This window comes from Azospirillum brasilense (genome assembly GCF_007827815.1).
GTDB lineage: Bacteria > Pseudomonadota > Alphaproteobacteria > Azospirillales > Azospirillaceae > Azospirillum > Azospirillum brasilense_C.
Genome location: NZ_VITH01000003.1, coordinates 465,481 through 480,886, shown reverse-complemented (window position 1 = coordinate 480,886; position 15,406 = coordinate 465,481). Strand labels below are relative to the sequence as shown.

Sequence of the window (15,406 nt, the reverse complement as noted above, 5' to 3'; positions counted from 1 at the left end):
ACGGCCGGCGTGTAAAAGCAGACCCGACGACAATGCTCTCCTCACCGGGGTGCCAGCGCGTTAGCATGCCCTAATGGAGCGCATCGCAATGGCGGTGCGGCTCTCGTGAACCGGGCCGCGACAACCGCGGCGCGGCCCGGTTCGTTGTGCGAAACGACGCTCGTCAGGTTGCATCGATCATGAACAAGAACAGGCAGTCCCGCGGTCCGTCCGCGCCGGACCTGCGCAAACTGTCGGACGCTCTGGCCTTGGCCCAGAGGGGCGATCTGGGGCGCGCCGTCGCCCTGTTCGAGCAGGCGACCAGGGGCGCCGCCCTCACTCCGCAGATCGCCGGATTCGGGCGGGACCTCCACGCGGGGGTCGGCAACGCCGCCTTCGGAAACCAGCGTTACGACGACGCCTTGAGCGCTTTCGAACTGGCCCGCCGCTACGACCCGAACCATCCCGGAATCCTGCTCAACATCGGCAACACGCTGTTCCGGATGGGCGCTTACGACCGCGCCGCCGACGCGCTCGACCAGGCGCGGGCGCTGCACCCGGCCGGTCCGGACACGCTGCTCAGCCTCTCGGCGGTGCTCTTCCAACTGGGCCGCCTCGAGGAATCGGCGCGCCTCGCCCGCCAAGCGGCGGCGCTGGCGCCGAACGCCGCGGCGGTGTGGTTCAATCTGGGCACCGCCCTGAAGGGCCAGGACCGGCTGGCCGACGCCGCGGACGCCTACCGCCGCGCGCTGAACATAGCGCCCGGAAACCCGACCGCGACGGTCGGGCTGATCCAGACGAAGCAGCGGTCCTGCGACTGGTCCAGCTTCGACGACGACGCGGTCGCGCTGGAAGCCATCGCGTCGCAGGGCGTGCCGGTCCAGGCCTCCATGATGCTGTCCCACCGCGTTTCCGCCCGTTCGCTCCTGGCGGCGGCGCGGGCGCACGCCCAGACCATCCGGACAAAACCGGTGCGGCTGAAGGCGAAGCCCGGCAAGGCGGACCTCGCCACCATCGCCTACCTGTCGAACGATTTCCGCCAGCACCCGGTCGCGCAGCTGCTGGCCGAGGTTCTGGCGCTGCACGACCGGTCGCGCTTCCGCGTGCTCGCCTACAGCTACGGCCCGGACGACGGCAGCGTCGAGCGCCGCCGCATCCGCGAGGGTGTCGACCGCTTCATCGACATCGACTCCCTGGGCGCGGAGGCCGCCGCCGAGGCGATCCGGCGGGACGGCGTCGACATCCTGATCGACCTGAAGGGCTACACCGGACACCCACGCCCGCACATCCTCGCCGCCCGGCCGGCGCCGGTGCAGGCCCAGTTCCTGGGATATCCCGGCAGCCTGGGCGCGCCCTGGATCGACTACATCGTCGCCGATCCCGTCTCCCTGCCGCCGGAGCTGGAAAGCGGCTTCACCGAGGCGGTGGCGCGGCTGCCGCGCTGCTTCCTGCCGCGGGACCGGCGCCATCAGGTTCCACCGGCACCACCGCGGTCGGCCTGCGGTCTTCCGACGGATGGCTTCGTGCTGGCCTGCTTCAACAACGCCTACAAGATCACCCCGGACGTCTGGGCCGTCTGGATGGCGCTGCTGCACCGGATTCCCGACGGGGTGCTGTGGCTCGCCGGGACGACCGCGGAGGCCGAGGGAAATCTGCGCGAGGCCGCCCGGTCGGCGGGCATCGCCGCGGACCGCATCGTCTTCGCGCCCTGGGCGCCGACCCTGGACGACCATCTGTCCCGCCTGCAGAACGCCGACCTGATGCTGGACACCCTGCATTACGGCGCCCACACGACGGCGAGCGACGCGCTGTGGGCCGGGCTCCCCCTGGTCACCCGCCTGGGCCACACGCTGCAATCGCGCGTGGCGGCCAGCCTGCTTCACACCGCCGGGCTATCCGACTTCGTGACGGAGTCCCTGGCCCAGTATGAAGACACCGTCCTGCGCTGGGCGAACGACCGCGCCGGCCTGAACGCCGTTCGGCACCGGCTGCGCGCCGAGCGCGACGGCGGGCCGCTGTTCGACATGAACGCCCACACGCGCCTGCTGGAGCGGGCGTTCCTGACGATGCTGGAGCACCAGCGCCAAGGCAAGCCGCCGGCAACCTTCACCGTCGCCGGGTAAAACAACGCACAAAACGAAAAAGGACCGCTCCGAAGGAGTCGGTCCTTTTTTCCGGCCCGGATGGGCGGGCCGCCGCGTCATGGGGCCGGATGGCCCTGGCGCCGGTCATTCGCGCATCAGCGTCGGCAGGTCGAGCGTGGAGGTGCCGGCCGCCGGGGCGTAGGTGCCGGACGCCACCGCTTGGTATACGATATACAGCGGAGTGGCCGAGAACCAAGCGCTGGCGAACTCCGTAACACCCTTGGCGATGCTCGACAGAAGGCCGTCGTGATGGCTGTGATGGGCGGAAGCGTAAGCCATGATGTGTCTCCTCTTTGCTGGTGGGGTTATTGTGCCGTGGTATACCCGATACCAGAAGCGCTATGCCCGCAGACCAGCAAGACCGAAAAATTACAGCTCCCTCAAGCGTTTAAAGTCAAAACAGTCCGCTTATCGAACCGAAATTTCTGATACTCCGGTATGCCTCCCGCCCCATGATTGCGTATGTGTTTGTCGGGGAATCGCGTATTCTCTCATCATTACCCCTGGCGATAATCGGAGTGCCGTCTGTGCCGGCGCATGAGTGGCCGCAGATCGTCCGCGCCTTGCGAAGGCTGCACGGCCTGACCGAGGCGCAATTCGCCGTCATGCTGGGCACCACCGAGGAGGCTGTTGCGCGCTGGGAGTCCGGGACCATCCTGCCCGACCCGCGGGAGCAGGCGCTGTTGCGCGACGTGCTGACCGGCCATTTCCGCCACCACCCGACCTTCCTCGGCCTGAAGGCGATGGTGCGGAGCATGGGCGAGAAATGCACGCTCTACACCCCCGGCCTGATCGCCCAGGCCGTGTCCCCGCCGCTGGCCCGCTGGATCGAGCGGCACCGCTTCGACATCGTCGGTTCCTCCCTGCTGCCACGCATCGACGGACTGACCGCGGAAATGATGGAGCGCTACGCCCTGCCCATGCTGGAAGGGACGAACGACGTCCTGTCGGTCACCTACAACGACCGGGCCGTGGCCTTCCGCAACGCCGTCATCAGCCGGCGGCTGAGCGTCGTTCCGGTGGACGGGGTGCGCGTCCTGGTGCTGGTGGACCGGGTGCTCTATCTGGACGACGGCCGCGATCCGCCGGACCCGGACCTCCACATGCTCACCGCCGACGAGCTGGCCAACGACTGACCAATCCCTCCGAAGGTCCGGCTTGCCCCCGCCGGTGTTGTCTGCTCCATGGACGCCGGTACGGAGGGGAGCCAATACCTTGAGCACGGGACTGATCGCACTGTTGGATGATGTGGCCGGCTTGGCGAAGGTCGCCGCCGCCTCGCTGGACGACGCCGCGGGGCAGGCGGCGCGGGCGGGGGCCAAGGCCGCCGGGGTGGTGGTGGACGACGCCGCGGTGACGCCGCGCTATGTGGTGGGTTTCACCGCCGACCGCGAACTGCCGATCATCGGCAAGATCGCTCTGGGTTCGCTGAAGAACAAGCTGGTGTTCCTGCTGCCCCTGGCGCTGGCGCTCAGCCTCGTGGCGCCTTGGGCGATCACGCCACTGCTGATGCTGGGCGGCGGCTTCCTCTGCTACGAGGGCGCGGAGAAGGTCTGGGAGGCGCTGCGACCCCACCCGGCGCACCACGACGCCGAGGGAGCGGGCGCCGCGGGACAGGACGCCGCGCAGTTCGAGCGGGAGAAGGTCAACAGCGCCATCAAGACCGACCTGATCCTGTCGGCGGAGATCATGGCCATCGTCCTGTCGACGGTCGCCGCCGAGACCTCGTCCTTCTGGATGCAGGCCGCCGTCCTCGCGGTCGTCGGCGCGGGCATCACCGGTCTGGTCTACGGCGCGGTGGCGCTGATCGTGAAGGCGGACGACGTCGGCCTTTCGCTGGCGCAGAACGGGCGCCCGGTGGCCAGCCTGCTGGGGTTGCGCACCCCCTCTCCCGGCGCTCCGGGCGGCGCCGACCGGGCGCTCGCCCCGCTGACTCGGGCGATCGGGCGCGGGCTGGTCAAGGGGATGCCAGTCTTTCTGAAGCTGCTCGCCCTGGTCGGCACCGCCGCCATGCTGTGGGTCGGCGGCGGCATCGTCATCCATGGGTTGGAGGGCTTCGGCCTGACCGCGATCGGGCACGCGATCCACGGGGCCGCCGTGGCGGCGGGCGAGGCCGTGCCGACGGCGAAGGCCGCGGTGGAATGGCTGGTGGGGGCGGCGGGGGCCGGGGTGTTCGGGCTGCTGCTGGGCGCTCTGCTGATCCCCCTGGTGCACAAGGTCGCCGAGCCGCTCTGGCGCATGGTGAGGGGCAAATAGAGCGTCGGGAAGCGCGAAGGGGCGGCCCTGCCCGGACCGCCCCTTGGCGTTTGCCCTTCACACGCGGCCCTGCCCCGTTTCCACAATGACAAGGACGCTCCATGGACGGGGCTTGGTGTGCCCGGACTGGCCGTGGGTCCGCCGAGAGATCGGAGCGCCATATACTAGTATATCAGCGCCCTATCCCTTAGCAAGCCCCCTGCTCCTCACACCAGACTTCACATCAGCATGTTGGGCAGGAACAGCACCAGCCCCGGCCACAGCGTCAGCACGGCGACCAGCAGCACGATGGTGCCAACGAAGGGCAGCGATTCGACGATGTACTCTTCGATCGGACAATCGAGCAGGCTGCACACGGTGTACATCGCCACGCCCACCGGCGGCGTCATCGAGCCCAGCGTGACGATCGTCATCATAAGGATGCCGAAATGCACCGGATCGACGCCCAGCGGAGTCACGATGGGCAGGAAGATCGGCGTCAGCAGCAGGACCAGCACCGTGCTTTCAACGAACAGGCCGGCGATGAACAGGAAGATCAGGATCAGCGCGACCACCAGCAGCGGGTTGCTGGTCAGTTGGGTCATCGCCTCGGCGATGGTCTGGGGCGCCTGCTCGAAGATGATGGCGTAGCCGACCATGCCCGAGAACAGAATGATCAGCATGATCAGCCCGGTGTCCACCACCGCTTCCTGAAGCGCCTCGGCCACCGCGGCCCAGGTCAGCTCCTTGTGCAGCAGGAAGCCGACGACGGCGGCGTAGACAACAGCGAAGGCGCCGACCTCCGACGGGGTGAACAGGCCGCCGCGGATGGCGAACAGCAGGGCCACCGGGAACAGCAGCGCCCATTTGGCGTCGGCCACCGCCCGCCACACGGCGCGCAGGGTCGGGCGTTCGGCCATTTCCGGACGGTAGCCGCGGCGCCGGGCGATCAGCCAGACGGTCAGCATCAGCCCGGCCATCATCATGAAGCCCGGAATGACGCCGGCCAGGAACAGCCGCCCGATCGACACGTTGCCGACGAAGCCGTAGAGGATCAGCCCCAGGCTGGGCGGGATGGTCGCGGTGATCAGCGAGCCGACCGCGATGGCGGCGGCGGTGAAGCCCTTCGAATAGCCGCGGGCGATCAGGCTGGGACCGAGGATGCGGGCCTCCATCGCGGCGTCGGCCACCGCCGAGCCGGAGACGCCGCCCATCAGCGTGGACAGCACGATGCAGACCTGCGCCAGCCCGCCGGACATCCAGGACACCAGCACGTTGGAACAGTTGATCAGGCGGCTGGTGATGCCCGTGCGGTTCATCATGTGCCCGGCGAGCACGAAGAAGGGCACGGCCAGCAGCGGAAAGCTCTGCGAGGCCGAGGCGACCTGCTGCACGCCGATGGACATCGGGATGATGTCGTTGGTGGCAAAGAAGGAGAAGCCGGCGATGCCGATGGCGAAGGCGATGGGAAGCCCGAAGGCCATCAGCGCGAAGAAGGTGACGGCAAGCAGGGTCACGGCACGACCTCCTCGATGTCGCCGGCCTTGGGGGCCGGCGCAAAGACCGGTTTGGGGTGACTGCGCAGCCCGCGCAGCGTGTCCAGGATCTGCCCGGTGAGCGTGAGGGCCAGCAACAGGCAGCCCACCGGCACCGCGGCGGTCACGAAGGCGTAGCTGATGCCGCTGTCGCCGAACTGGCGTTCCAGGTTCAGCATGGTGAGCCGGTAGCCCATCACCGTCATGGTGAGGAGGAAGGCGACAACCAGCACGCCCAGCACGACGTCCAGCACGGCACGGGTGGAGTTGGGCAGGCGCTTGACCAGATAGTCGATGCCGATGTGGGCGCGCTTGCGCAGCGCCATGTCGGCGCCGAGGAAGGCGACCCAGACGAACAGGAGCTGTGCCACGTCCACCGACCAGACCAGGGGATGGCCGAACCAGCGCATGACGCCGGCGGCGAAGACGAGCAGAACGATGGCGGCGAGGAGAAGCATCGCCAGGACGGCTTCCCCCTTGTGAAACAAGGACGACATGATGGCAGTCCCTTGATGGCGGCGGAAGGTGACGGCGGACGGCGGTGATTTTGAGAGGTGCTTGCCCCCACCCCGGCCCTCTCCCGCTATCGCAGGGGAGGGAGAATTGTCCTCTCCCCTGCGAAGCGGGGGAGGGTCAGGGAGGGGGCACGATCAACACGAACCGATCCCCGCGTCAGTTCTGCAGCAGCTTTTCCACTTCCTTGTGGAGTTCGGCGTAGCCCAGCTTCTCGTAGACCGGGGCCGTCGCCTTGCGGAAAGGGGCCACGTCGATCTCCTCGATCGTCACGCCCTTCTCCTTCATCTGCTTCTCGAAGTCGGCGAGCGACGCCTGGGTGGCGCGCGACGCGCTGTCGCCGGCCTTCAGCGCCTCTTCCTTGAGGATCGTCTGCTGCTCCGGCGGCAGCTTGTCGAACCAGGCGGCGCTGGTGACGATGCCGGTGATCAGGTTGATGTGGCCGGTCTTGGTGACGCGGTTGGTCACCTCGTAGAGGCGGGCGCCGAAGCTGGCCGGATGCTGCGCCTCAACGCCGTCGATCACCTTCTGCTGCAGGCCGGTGTAGACTTCCGACCAGCCCATCGGGGTCGGGGTGGCGCCCATGGCGCGGATCGTCTCCATCCACACCGGGGCGCCCGGCGTGCGCATGCGGATGCCGGCGAGGTCTTCCGGACCCTTCACCGGCTTGTTGGTCAGCAGGTGCCGTTCGCCCTGCCACCAGTTGAAGGACAGCACCTGATGGCCCGACGCCTTGCGCAGCTTGTCCGACCACTGGTCGAACATCGGCGAGGTGACCACCTTGCGGATGCCGTCGTAGCCCTGGGCGAGGTACGGGCCGCCCAGAACGCCGAACTCCTTCACGAAGACGGCGAGACGCCCGCCGTCGACGACGACCGCGACTCCGGCACCGGCGCGGGCCTGCTCCAGCACGTCCTCGTCCTTGCCGAGCTGCGAGCCGGGGAACAGGCGGACGGCCATCTTGCCGCCGGACCGCGCCTCGACGTTCTTCTTGAACTCCTCCAGCCCCCGGTAGAGCGGGTCCTGCTGAGCCAGCGCCGTGTTGACGCTGAGCGTGTAGTCGGCGGCCAGCGCACTGCCGGCGACGGTGGCCAACGCAAAGCCGAGGGCGGCCACGCGCCAAGTGCGGGTGATGATGCTCATGTTTCCTCCCTTTGAGGACAACGCCTCTTGCACGGAGGCGATTGTTCGGTACGCGACTGGTATGGTAGTATACAAGAATGGTGTTGTCCATGGGGTTGCGAACGGTGCAGGATGAATTCCGCCGTCCGGGATCGTCCGGGCGGGCACCGGCGGGGCGGGCTTTTAAAAAAGAAGGGATGGGAGGAGCATGTTGAGGAGGATCGAACCGGATTCGACGGAGCCCGTGGCGCGCCGCGTCTTTCGGGAACTGCGCCACGCCATCGTGACGATGCAGTTCCAGCCTGGCCAGCCGCTGTCCGAGCAGGAGGTCGCCGGCCAACTGGGCGTCAGCCGCCAGCCGGTGCGCGAGGCCTTCATCAAACTGAGCGAATCCGGGCTGGTCGTCATCCGCCCGCAGCGCGGCACGTTCGTCGTGAAAATCTCGGCCAAGCAGGTGATGGACGCCCGCTTCGTCCGCGAGGCGGTGGAGTTGGCCGTGGCGCGCAAGGCCGGCGAGGGACTGCCCGCCCGCGCCGTCGCGGAGTTGGAGACCAACCTCAAGGCGCAGCGCGAAGCCGCCAAGAGCACCAACCCGGCGTCCTTCCTGGACCTGGACGAAGCCTTCCACCGCACCATCGCGCTGGGGGTCGACTGCGAATACGCGTGGCGGGTGGTGGAGGAAACCAAGGCCCAGATGGACCGCGTGCGCTACCTCAGCCTGCCGCAGGCGACCCCGCTGGACCGGCTGATCGCCCAGCACGAGCAGATCGTCGAGGGCATCCGGGCGCGCAGCCCCGACGCCGCCGAGGCCGCCATGCGCCTGCATCTGCGCGAGATCCTGACGTCCCTGCCCGAACTGGCCCAGCGCTTCCCCGACCTGTTCGACAGCGAGCCCGCTCCGGCCGAACCGATCGCCGAATCCGCATGATCACTGGGATCATAGCGCTGCAAAAGACCAAATGCAGCGCTGTGAAGAGCGCTACGAATACTTTAGATCATCAGTGACCGACTTATAACAGCGCTATGTTGCGCTGCGATATCGATATGGAAGGCATGCGAATTGCGCGGTTTGTCTTTGACCGGCGCAATGCGAACATTGGCTCAACACGACAACGGGGCACGCCCCGCCGCCCGCAAATGCCAATCGGAGCCTTGCCATGAAGACCCACATCATCGCCCGCCTCGTCATCGTCAGCGGCTTCGCCCTTGCCTCCCTGCTCACCGCCGCCATCCAGTAAGCCCCTCGCCCGCATGAAAAAGGGCCGCGCGGCCCGGAACTTCCCGGATCGCGCGGCCCCACGGCGTGGGACGGAAGGAGGACGTGGTCAGTCGGCGTGGGCGCCGCTCGGCATCGCCGGGGGCGTGACCTTGTTCCGGCCCCACTGGCCGAGAACCACCAGCACCACGATGAAGGCCGTGATGTCGAAGACCGACAGGCAGACAAACAGCGGCTCGTAACCGATCGTGCTGGCGAGCTGGCCGATGATCAGCGAGAAGATCATGCCGCCCATGTAGCCGGCCATGCCGCCGAAGCCGGTCGCCGTGGCGACGTCCTGCTTCTCGAAGGTGTCGGTGACCAGGGCGTAGAGCAGGCTCGACAGCATCTGGTGCGCGAAGGCGCCGACCGAGAACAGGAAGATCGCGGTGATCGGGCTGCTGGTCAGGCCGATCAGGGCCGGGCCGATCATGCACACCGCGCCGATGCCGATGCCGGCGATGCGGGAGTTGACCAGCGACATGCGGAAGCGCTTGGCGAAGAAAGGCGACAGGTAGCCGCTGAGGACGCAGCCGATGTCGGCGAACAGGAAGGGCAGCCAGGCGAACAGCGCGAACTGCTTGATGTCCATGCCGCGCGTGCTGACCATGTAGAGCGGGATCCAGAAGCTGAAGGTCTGCCACGCCGGCTCGGTCAGGAAGCGGGCGGCGGCGATGCCCCAGAACTTGCGCATGGTGACGACGCGCTTCATCGACGGCTTGGGAAGCTGGACCTGCTCCTGGCCGTCCAGGATGTAGGCGTGCTCCTCCTTGGTCAGGCGCGGGTGGTTCTCCGGGTTGCGGTACAGCGCCAGCCACAGCATCGACAGGCCGATGCCCAGCAGTCCGGTGACGACGAAGGCGATCTGCCAGCTCCAGGTCACGGACAGCCAGATCACCAGCGGCGGGGCGATCATGGCGCCGACGGAGCTGCCGGTGTTGAACCAGCCCGTGGCGATGGAGCGCTCCTTGGCCGGGAACCACAGGGTGGCGGTCTTGGCGCCCGACGGCATGGCCGCCGCCTCGCTGATGCCGAGCAGGCCGCGGAAGAAAGCCATCGACTGCCAGCCGCCGGAGAAGGCGTGCAGGGCCGCGGCGCTGCCCCAGACGAAGGCGAACATCGCGTAGCCGAACTTCAGGCCGATGAGATCCGTCAAGTAACCGGCGATCGGCTGCATCAAGCTGTAGCAGAGCTGGAACACGCTGACGATGTAGGAATACTGCTCCGTCGTGAAGTGCAGTTCTTCCTTGAGCATCGGCGCCAGGATACCCAGCGTGTTGCGGTCGATGTAGTTGATGATCGTCCCCAGCATGATGAGCGCCAGGACTTTCCACCTCAGGCCACGCACTATCTTCATGACTTCCTCACTTGCCTGTTCATCGGCAGGCATGGGCGCACGCCTTTCCCTTCCGGGAAGTTCCTGGCGATTGCAATTTTTCGGATGGGGCCCAGGGCTTGAGCACAGACACGCGGTGGGCTCCGCATATGCGGCATATATTAATATATCAGTTTAACGCGCAAGCGCTAACTCGGGCAGCGCGCTACGCCCGACACTATGTCGCATGCCAAACGGCAGAAAAAGCAAAGGGCGCGGCCCTTTCCGGCACCGCGCCCCTGTCCACCAACCCGTTGACCGGGAATTAGAATTGGCTTTCCGCCACTTTCCTGACCAGGAAGTCGCGGAAGACCGCGATGCGCTTGGAATGGCGCAACTCCTCCGGATAGACGAAGAAGGCGTCCACCTTCGACCCGGACTGGTCCGGCAGCACCCGCACAATGTCGCCCAGCCCGGCCACCAGATAATCGGGCAGAGCGCCGACGCCCAGCCCGCTCTCCACCGCGCGGAAAATCGCGTAAAGGTTGTTGACCTGAAGGACGGTCCGGTCGCGGGCGACCGGATCGGTCACCAGATCGCGAAGCCAGTGCGTGTTGGCGAAGGGAGCGCGCAACTCCTGCGGATAGGTCACCAAATCATGGGAGGCCAGATCGGCCACCGTCTGCGGCTCCCCCTTGCGGTCCAGGTACCGGCGGTGCGCGTAGAGGTGGGAACGGAAGGTCATCAGATGCCGCTGGATCAGGTCCGGCTGGCGCGGCGGGCTGACGCGAATCGCCACGTCGGCCTCGCGCATGCCCAGATCCAGCTCCGTGTCGGTGATCATCAGGGTGAGTTGGATCTCCGGGTAGAGCGCCAGGAATTCCCCGATGCGCGGGGTCAGCCAAGTCGAGCCGAAGGCGGCCGTGGCCGTCACCTTCAGCGGCCCCTTGGCGGCGTCCTTGCTCTCGCTCAGCATCGCCTGGGTCATCGACAGCTTCGCGAAAATGTCGCGCGCGGCGTGATTCAACAACTCGCCCTGCTCGGTCAGGATCAGGCCGCGGGCGTGCCGGTGGAACAGCGGAACGCCGAGGCTGTCCTCCAGCGCGCTGATCTGCCGGCTGACCGCCGATTGGCTGAGGTTGAGGGCCTCGCCCGCGTGGGTGAAGCTGCCGGCCTCGGCCACAGCGTGGAACACCCGCAACTTGTCCCAGTCCATCATCCCGTCCTGCTTCCCCTTGCCTTCGCCTGTCGGTCGGGGCCTGTCCGCGGGAGGATTCGCCGCGCGCCCCTGTTCCAATACTCTTTATGGCAAAAAGCGGCGCAGGTCTTCCATCGCGAACGTCATGAGCGGTCCGGACGATGGGATGTTGAACGTGTTGAAAGCGGGATTACGGTCGGCGGACCGCGGTTGTCACAGCGCACACACGCTCACATGGACGCGATGTCCTTTTCCGCCGTGTCCTTCAACAGCTGATCGAAGCTTTCGGACTTGAAGCCCAGAGCGCTGAGCTTGTCCCCCGCCGCACGTTCCGAATCCGTCCGCGCCAACTTGTTCAAGGCGAATTCCGCCGTCAACTTCACGGTGGTCGCGCCTTCGTCCGCTTGACTCATCAGCGAGCTGCGTTCCCGCATCGCGCCCCGCATCTCGTTCGAGATCGCGACCGCCTGGTCCAGGCGCATCCCCGAACTTGCTGTTTTATCGATGGCGGACAGCCGTGCTTCGATGCTTTCCGAAAGCGTTCTGATCTTTTTCTGCCTTTCGGTTTCCTGTCCGACACCGGCTTCGACGGCGCTCTTCCAAAAGGTCTGGCTGCGCGATTCCTTCAGTTTCCCCGAAAGCGCATCGTTCATTTCGTCGGCCGACATCCGGCCGGACGAAACGAAGAGACCAAGTGCGCTTCGGTCGTCTGTCGACAACTTGCCGAACAGCGAAAGCGCGTCACCCTTCAAAGCCGATGCCAACGGGCTCAGAGCCACATGGTCGGCCTTCCCGCCGCCGTTGCTGGCGTCGTCCTCCTTGGTCCGACCCACCGGCGGCTTGGAGGGCATCGCCGAATACGCCGACGCAGACGGGGTCGCCCCGCTCAAGGTAATGTTTGACATCCTGTCCCCGTCAAGCCGCACGTCGGAAATCAAGGGAATGATAAAATCACTCATGCGATTGTTCAACAAAATAGAATATAGATTAGATATCCAACTGATATCCTTGATACGAATACTTAGACTTCTATCGAACCATCGCCGTCCTGTTCACTCCACCAGATGCCCCAGCGGCAGCGCCGTGCGGTAGCGCACCTGCTTCAGCGCGAAGCTGGAGCGAATGTTGGCGACCCCGGAAATTCGCGTCAGGTGCTCCTTCAGAAAGCGCTCGTAGCTGGCGAGATCGGGGACCACAACGCGCAGCAGATAATCGGCGTCGCCGGTCATCAGATAGCATTCCATCACCTCCGGCAGCGCCATCACGGCGGCCTCGAAGGCATCGATCCGCTCCTCCACCTGCCGTTCCAGGCTGACGCTGACGAAGACGTTCACCGGCAGATCGACCGCGGCGGGGTCGACCAGCGCGACGTGGCGGGTGATGACGCCCGATTCCTCCAGCGCCTTGACCCGGCGCAGGCAGGGGGACGGCGACAGGCCGACGCGCTCCGCCACCTCGTTGTTGGGCATCCGCCCGTCCTGCTGGAGCAGGGCCAGTATCTTCCGGTCGATGCGGTCGAGTTTGATTTTTGGCATTTTCTGCTGCCCAAGCGGGATTCGCGCAATCCAATGCTAAACCGGGCGGCTTTGCTGCGCCACTTTGCAAACGCCTGCCGCGGCACAAATGATAGGCTCCACCAATCATCGACCGCCGTTCCGTCAAGAGAGGCACCAACATGGACGCGACCGTTCCGAACCACGCCGACCTCGCCCGCCTGCGCGAGCTGGAGCGCAAGGTTCTCTGGCTCGCGTCCTGGACGATCCACAACGCCAACCACGTCCGCCCCAACCAGGACGGGCTGAAGATCGGTGGTCATCAGGCGTCCTCGGCCTCGCTGGCGACGATCATGACGGCGCTCTACTTCCAGGCCCTGCGCCCGGAGGACCGGGTGGCGGTGAAGCCGCACGCCAGCCCGATCTTCCACGCCATCCAGTATCTGCTGGGCAACCAGACGCGCGCGAATCTGGAGAATTTCCGCGGTTTCAAGGGCGCCCAGTCCTACCCGTCGCGGACCAAGGACGTGGACGACGTGGATTTCTCCACCGGCTCGGTCGGGCTGGGGGTGGCGCAGACCCTCTTCGCCTCGCTGGTCCAAGATTACGTGAAGGCCAAGGGCTGGGCGAAGGATCGGCCGGAGGGGCGCATGGTGTCGCTGGTCGGCGACGCCGAGATGGACGAGGGCAACATCTTCGAGGCGCTTCAGGAAGGTTGGAAGCACGGGCTGCGCAACACCTGGTGGATCGTCGACTACAACCGCCAGAGCCTGGACGCGGTGATCCGCGAGGGGCTGTGGGAGCGGCTGGAGAACATCTTCCGCGCCTTCGGTTGGGACGTGGTGATCCTGAAATACGGCGCCCTGATGCAGGCGGCCTTCCAAGAGGAGGGCGGCCAGCGCCTGCGCGCCTGGATCGACCAGTGCCCGAACCAGCTCTATTCCGCGCTGACCTACCAGGGCGGGGCGGCTTGGCGGAAGCGGCTGCTCGACGATCTGGGCGACCAGGGACCGGTGACCCGGCTGATCGAGCGCCGCACCGACGAGGAGCTGGCCCTTCTGATGGGCAATCTCGGCGGCCACGACCTGCCTTCGCTGCTCGACGCCTTCGCCCAGGCGCGCACGCACGACCGGCCGGTCTGCTTCATCGCCTACACCATCAAGGGCGCAGGCCTGCCGCTGGCCGGCCACAAGGACAACCATTCCGGTCTGATGACCCCGGCGCAGATGGAGGCGTTCCGCGCCGCCAACGCCGTCCGTCCGGGCCATGAGTGGGACCGCTTCGAAGGGCTGAACCTGCCGGAATCCGAGCTGGACGGCTTCCTGAAACGCGTGCCTTTCGCGGCCAAGGGACGGCGGCGCCATGGTGCCGCGGCGGTGCCGGTGCCCGCGGCCCTGGCCGCTCCGGCGCAAAAGGCGCTGTCCACCCAGGCGGCCTTCGGCCTGATCCTGAACGAGCTGGGGCGGGAGAAGACGGAGCTGGCGGAGCGCATCGTGACGACCGCGCCGGACGTGACGGTCTCCACCAACCTCGGCGCCTGGGTGAACCGCCGCGGCCTGTTCGCCAAGAGCGCGCTGGCCGACCTGTTCAAGAAGGAGCGCATCCCCTCCACCTACACCTGGGACTTCTCCCCCGATGGCCAGCATTTCGAGCTGGGCATCGCCGAATCCAACCTGTTCATCCTGCTGTCGGCGCTGGGCCTGTCCCATTCCCTGTTCGGAGAGCGGCTGCTGCCCATCGGCACCGTCTACGACCCCTTCGTCATGCGGGCGGCGGACCAGATGAACTACGCCTGCTACCAGGACGCGCGATTCCTGCTGGTGGCGACCCCGTCCGGCGTGTCGCTGGCCCCGGAAGGCGGGGCGCACCAGTCCATCGCCACGCCGCTGGTCGGCATGGCTCAGGACGGGCTGGCCTGCTTCGAGCCGGCCTTCGCCGACGAGCTGGCCGTCACCATGCGCTGGGCCTTCGACTACATGCAGCGGGAGGGCGAGGGAGAGCCGGACGAGCGGAACTGGCTGCGCGACGAGACCGGCGGATCGGTCTATCTGCGCCTGTCCTCCCGCGTGCTGGAGCAGCCGGTCCGGACGATGGACGCGGAGCTGGAGAGCGGCATCGTCCAGGGCGCCTACTGGCTGCGCCGCCCCGGCCCGAACGCCCAGGTGGTGGTCGCCTACAGCGGCGTGGTGGCGCCGGAGGCCATCGAGGCGGTGGGCATGCTCGGCGAGGACCGCCGCGACGTCGGGCTGCTGGCCGTCACCTCCGCCGACCGGCTGCACGCCGGCTGGAGCGCCGCGCAGCGGGCGCGCGAGCGCGGCAAGCCCCACGCGCGTTCCCACGTCGAACGGCTGCTGGAGGGCGTGCCGCCCCATTGCGCGCTGGTGACGGTGCAGGATGGGCATCCGGCGGGGCTGGGCTGGCTCGGCTCGGTCCACGGCCACCGCACGCGGGCGCTGGGGGTCGAGCATTTCGGGCAGACCGGCACCATCGCCGACCTCTACCGCCATCACGGCATCGACGCCCAGGCCATCGTCCGCGCTGCGGAAGCCCTCTCCCCCGGCCGCCCGGTCCGCCATTTGAAGGCGGTGTAGCCTCGGATCGAGCGCCGGCGGCGCCC

At 67.0% G+C, this 15,406-nt stretch carries 13 protein-coding genes; 5 read left to right on the top strand and 8 right to left on the bottom strand.

What is annotated here, in order from left to right:
- Nucleotides 1-179: 179 nt before the first annotated feature.
- Nucleotides 180-2,102, top strand: coding sequence for a tetratricopeptide repeat protein (locus tag FBZ83_RS08860; RefSeq protein ID WP_145682091.1), 1,923 nt, complete (start codon nt 180-182; stop codon nt 2,100-2,102).
- A 105-nt stretch (nt 2,103-2,207) separates the two neighbouring features.
- On the opposite strand, the gene FBZ83_RS08855 is transcribed toward FBZ83_RS08860, so the two are convergent.
- The gene (locus tag FBZ83_RS08855) at nt 2,208-2,402 is read right to left on the bottom strand and encodes a hypothetical protein (protein WP_145682090.1); all 195 of its coding nucleotides are present in this window, start codon (nt 2,400-2,402) and stop codon (nt 2,208-2,210) included.
- A 248-nt stretch (nt 2,403-2,650) separates the two neighbouring features.
- Here FBZ83_RS08855 and FBZ83_RS08850 point away from each other — a divergent pair, with 248 nt between their 5' ends.
- The gene (locus FBZ83_RS08850; protein WP_145682089.1) at nt 2,651-3,259 is read left to right on the top strand and encodes a helix-turn-helix domain-containing protein; all 609 of its coding nucleotides are present in this window, start codon (nt 2,651-2,653) and stop codon (nt 3,257-3,259) included.
- 79 nt (nt 3,260-3,338) lie between these two features.
- Complete coding sequence (locus FBZ83_RS08845) at nt 3,339-4,379, top strand: DUF808 domain-containing protein (RefSeq protein WP_145682088.1); 1,041 nt, start codon at nt 3,339-3,341, stop codon at nt 4,377-4,379.
- Between the two features lie 218 nt (nt 4,380-4,597).
- Here FBZ83_RS08845 and FBZ83_RS08840 read toward each other — a convergent pair whose 3' ends face one another.
- From FBZ83_RS08840 to FBZ83_RS08830, 3 genes are all read right to left on the bottom strand, one after another.
- Nucleotides 4,598-5,875, bottom strand: coding sequence for a TRAP transporter large permease (locus FBZ83_RS08840; RefSeq protein ID WP_145682087.1), 1,278 nt, complete (start codon nt 5,873-5,875; stop codon nt 4,598-4,600).
- Nucleotides 5,872-6,390 (bottom strand): TRAP transporter small permease, encoded by a 519-nt coding sequence (locus FBZ83_RS08835; protein ID WP_145682086.1) that lies wholly within the window; start codon nt 6,388-6,390, stop codon nt 5,872-5,874. The genes FBZ83_RS08840 and FBZ83_RS08835 overlap by 4 nt, the downstream gene beginning before the upstream one ends.
- Nucleotides 6,391-6,565: 175 nt before the next feature.
- Entirely contained in the window at nt 6,566-7,549 is a 984-nt protein-coding gene (locus FBZ83_RS08830; RefSeq protein ID WP_145682085.1) for a C4-dicarboxylate TRAP transporter substrate-binding protein, read from the bottom strand.
- Between the two features lie 187 nt (nt 7,550-7,736).
- Here FBZ83_RS08830 and FBZ83_RS08825 point away from each other — a divergent pair, with 187 nt between their 5' ends.
- Nucleotides 7,737-8,456 (top strand): GntR family transcriptional regulator, encoded by a 720-nt coding sequence (locus FBZ83_RS08825; protein ID WP_145682084.1) that lies wholly within the window; start codon nt 7,737-7,739, stop codon nt 8,454-8,456.
- A gap of 397 nt (nt 8,457-8,853) precedes the next feature.
- Here FBZ83_RS08825 and FBZ83_RS08820 read toward each other — a convergent pair whose 3' ends face one another.
- From FBZ83_RS08820 to FBZ83_RS08805, 4 genes are all read right to left on the bottom strand, one after another.
- Nucleotides 8,854-10,140 carry an MFS transporter gene (locus tag FBZ83_RS08820; protein WP_145682083.1) on the bottom strand — a complete coding sequence of 429 codons (1,287 nt, stop codon included), beginning with the start codon at nt 10,138-10,140 and terminating at the stop codon, nt 8,854-8,856.
- 283 nt (nt 10,141-10,423) lie between these two features.
- Nucleotides 10,424-11,314, bottom strand: a complete 891-nt coding sequence (locus FBZ83_RS08815) for a LysR family transcriptional regulator (RefSeq protein ID WP_186466012.1) — start codon at nt 11,312-11,314, stop codon at nt 10,424-10,426.
- A 212-nt stretch (nt 11,315-11,526) separates the two neighbouring features.
- The gene (locus FBZ83_RS08810) at nt 11,527-12,255 is read right to left on the bottom strand and encodes a hypothetical protein (RefSeq protein ID WP_145682081.1); all 729 of its coding nucleotides are present in this window, start codon (nt 12,253-12,255) and stop codon (nt 11,527-11,529) included.
- 93 nt (nt 12,256-12,348) lie between these two features.
- Nucleotides 12,349-12,831 (bottom strand): Lrp/AsnC family transcriptional regulator, encoded by a 483-nt coding sequence (locus tag FBZ83_RS08805; protein WP_145682080.1) that lies wholly within the window; start codon nt 12,829-12,831, stop codon nt 12,349-12,351.
- A 140-nt stretch (nt 12,832-12,971) separates the two neighbouring features.
- On the opposite strand from FBZ83_RS08805, the gene FBZ83_RS08800 reads away from it, so the two are divergent.
- Entirely contained in the window at nt 12,972-15,380 is a 2,409-nt protein-coding gene (locus FBZ83_RS08800) for a transketolase (RefSeq protein WP_145682079.1), read from the top strand.
- The last annotated feature ends 26 nt before the right edge of the window (nt 15,381-15,406 follow it).

Bases quoted from the DNA above. Each gene is read 5' to 3' on its own strand.
- FBZ83_RS08860 (WP_145682091.1), top strand. From the start codon at position 180: ATGAACAAGAACAGGCAGTCCCGCGGTCCGTCCGCGCCGGACCTGCGC.
- FBZ83_RS08855 (WP_145682090.1), bottom strand. From the start codon at position 2,402: ATGGCTTACGCTTCCGCCCATCACAGCCATCACGACGGCCTTCTGTCG.
- FBZ83_RS08835 (WP_145682086.1), bottom strand. From the start codon at position 6,390: ATGTCGTCCTTGTTTCACAAGGGGGAAGCCGTCCTGGCGATGCTTCTC.
- FBZ83_RS08830 (WP_145682085.1), bottom strand. From the start codon at position 7,549: ATGAGCATCATCACCCGCACTTGGCGCGTGGCCGCCCTCGGCTTTGCG.
- FBZ83_RS08825 (WP_145682084.1), top strand. From the start codon at position 7,737: ATGTTGAGGAGGATCGAACCGGATTCGACGGAGCCCGTGGCGCGCCGC.
- FBZ83_RS08820 (WP_145682083.1), bottom strand. From the start codon at position 10,140: ATGAAGATAGTGCGTGGCCTGAGGTGGAAAGTCCTGGCGCTCATCATG.
- FBZ83_RS08815 (WP_186466012.1), bottom strand. From the start codon at position 11,314: ATGGACTGGGACAAGTTGCGGGTGTTCCACGCTGTGGCCGAGGCCGGC.
- FBZ83_RS08810 (WP_145682081.1), bottom strand. From the start codon at position 12,255: ATGAGTGATTTTATCATTCCCTTGATTTCCGACGTGCGGCTTGACGGG.
- FBZ83_RS08805 (WP_145682080.1), bottom strand. From the start codon at position 12,831: ATGCCAAAAATCAAACTCGACCGCATCGACCGGAAGATACTGGCCCTG.
- FBZ83_RS08800 (WP_145682079.1), top strand. From the start codon at position 12,972: ATGGACGCGACCGTTCCGAACCACGCCGACCTCGCCCGCCTGCGCGAG.